This is a genomic window from Oleiphilus sp. HI0066 (genome assembly GCF_001635725.1).
This window is the reverse complement of record NZ_LWFH01000456.1, coordinates 1-1079: the sequence shown is the minus strand read 5'-3', so window position 1 is coordinate 1079 and position 1079 is coordinate 1. Positions and strand designations below refer to the sequence as shown.

At 44.7% G+C, this 1079-nt stretch carries 1 protein-coding gene; it reads left to right on the top strand.

The genetic code is table 11. From position 1 onward, the window contains the following. Nucleotides 1-1079: hypothetical protein (locus tag A3738_RS30680; RefSeq protein ID WP_197473645.1), on the top strand; the 1079-nt coding region annotated here is incomplete at both ends.

Below are 1079 nucleotides of genomic sequence, written 5' to 3'. Positions count from 1 at the left end.
TGTTCTGAGGGGATCGATGAGATTCTTGATACTGACATCCTTCCTGAGGAAGAGCTTCCTGATCCTCCCGTAACGCCGACTCCACCTGCACAGCCCGATGCTGAACTCGAAGAAATTAAAAATTTGTTTGTGGGTGCATATGGTTGTCAGGATAACACCGCGCTTTCTCTCGTGAATTATGATAGTGACGCGTCTCTTTCCTCATCTTCTTGCGACGGAAATGTGGTTGTTGAAGGTACTAACCCAAGCCAACTTTATGCAATGAGTCAGGGGGTGCATGCTTACCTTGACTTGGTTGCCGATCCTTTAAAACAAAATGAAGCGGTGGTGTTTGCCAATGCTGGTGCAGTGCTTTATATCGATTTAGACGCTAATTCTGCTGAGCGACTGACAAGTTTTTCAGGAACGGTATGCCGTGTGATCCCTAGTATCCGTTATGAGGCAGAGGTCGATTCGGTTACTGGTGATGAAACATGGAATGAGCTGCATGATTCTTTTGTTTACGTTGAGGTCGTTGATTCAGCTGATAGCGCTAGGGCATGTCAAAATAACCAAGATTTTCGTCGTTATTTTAAGGTAGCGCTTAATTATGATGTGAACGCGATCGATGAAGAGACATGTATTGGTGAACTTGACGGTAAGAGTTCCGCAGCTAACTGTAAAACACGCCTATTACCTAATGTTAGCCAAGCAAGAGCCTTGAGTTACCCGATTCGTGCATACGTAGATGATGCGACTAATCCAGGTAGTAAAGTGCAAGTATATGGATATATCGGTGCTGGCTTGGGGAGCGGGGCTCGTGAGCTGGTATTGTGGAATAGCGCTGGAGACCAAGTTTGGACGGCTCCACAAGATCGAAATCTAGAGAGTTTTTCCAATGTTCTGGGAGTGGAAGGCGCTTATAGTCAGTTGTTTGCTGTCGAAGAGTTGGAGGATAACTTTTATGTGGCGCAACTTGGCCGTGATATTTTTGTATTTGAGGGTTCAGAGTTATTTGAGCTAAGTGATTCCAACGATGTATTTAAAGATCGGTCATATCAATTGGAAGAAGACTCGGGAAATGTCACTAAGATGCAAAT